The 1,471-nt window shown below is 65.2% G+C and carries 1 protein-coding gene; it reads left to right on the forward strand.

The genetic code is table 11. The annotated features are described in order from the left end of the window. The first annotated feature begins 18 nt into the window (after nt 1-18). Nucleotides 19-1,392: a transposase gene (locus tag N0B51_RS14785; protein ID WP_259963365.1), complete on the forward strand. Its 1,374-nt coding sequence runs from the start codon at nt 19-21 to the stop codon at nt 1,390-1,392. The last annotated feature ends 79 nt before the right edge of the window (nt 1,393-1,471 follow it).

Here is a 1,471-nt window from a genome sequence, read left to right on the forward strand (position 1 = left end):
GCAGCCGGGAGATCAGGGATGATGGGCGAGCGGACGGTGATGCAGGAAGCGCTGTTCTACAGCTTCAGCATCGAGAGCCACGTGCCGGCGGATCACCTGCTTCGGTCGATCGGCCGGTTCGTCGATCTGGGTGGGCTCCGCGAGCATCTGAGACCCTATTACAGCGAGATGGGTCGGCCCTCGATCGATCCCGAGCTGATGATCCGGATGCTGATCATAGGCTACTGCATGGGGATCCGATCCGAGCGGCGGCTGTGCGAGGAGGTGCATCTTAACCTCGCCTATCGCTGGTTCTGCCGCCTGGGCCTCGAAGGCGCGGTGCCCGATCACTCGACCTTCTCAAAGAACCGGCACGGCCGGTTCCGCGACAGCGACCTGCTGCGGCGTCTGTTCGAGATGACCGTCGAGCGCTGCATGGCCGAGGGGCTAGTTGGCGGAGAAGGCTTTGCGGTCGACGCAAGTCTCATCCGCGCCGATGTCCATCGCCAGCGCTCGGTGCCCGGCGAGGAAGGTCTGCTGGCGCAAGCAGTGGGACGTGCGGTGCGCGAGTATCTGGAAGTGCTCGACGATGCTGCGTTCGGCGGAGCGACGCCAGTTACGCCCAAGCGGATCAACCTCACCGACCCTGCATCGCGCTGGACCGCGGCCACGCGCGAGGCGGCGTTTTACTCCTACAGCACCAACTACCTGATCGACCTCGATCATGCGGTGATCGTCGATGTCGAAGCGACGACCTCGGTCCGCCAGGCCGAGGTGACCGCCCAGCGCAGGATGATCGAGCGAACGCAGGAGCGCTTCGGCATCTGGCCCGAGCGCCTCGTGGCCGACACCGCTTATGGCTCAGCCGCCAACCTGGCTTGGCTGGTGGAGGACAAGAGCATCGAGCCGCACATCCCGGTGTTCGACAAGGCCGCCCGGAACGATGGCAGCTTCGAGCGCGGCGACTTCGTCTATGACCACGACGACGACAGCTACATCTGTCCGGGTGGTAATCGCCTGCGGCGGTCCAATCGCAACTTCAGCACGCCGCGCACCGGCGTCGATAAGGATGGCTCGATACGCTACCGCGCACGCCAGCAGGACTGCCAGGCGTGCGCCTTCCGGCAGCGATGCACGCCCAACACGCCCGCTCGCAAGGTGACGCGCTCAGTTCACGAGGGCGCGCGTGACTTGGCCCGCAGCATCGCCACCACCGACGCCTATCTCGTCTCACGTCGCCAGCGGAAGAAGGTCGAGATGCTGTTCGCCCACCTCAAGCGCATCCTGAAGCTGGATCGCTTGCGCCTGCGGGGGCCCAACGGAGCAAGAGACGAGTTCCACCTCGCCGCCGCAGCCCAGAACCTCCGGAAGATGGCGAAGATGACCCCAGAACGGAGGCTCGCCCTCGCCTGATCGAGAGCGGGAGCCCGCTCGCCTACAATCTGCCTCGCCGCTCCGTCGTCGCAGAGGCCGACTTCTTCAACAGAATAGG

This window comes from Tsuneonella litorea, assembly GCF_025154015.1.
In the GTDB taxonomy this organism is placed as follows: Bacteria; Pseudomonadota; Alphaproteobacteria; order Sphingomonadales; family Sphingomonadaceae; genus Tsuneonella; species Tsuneonella litorea.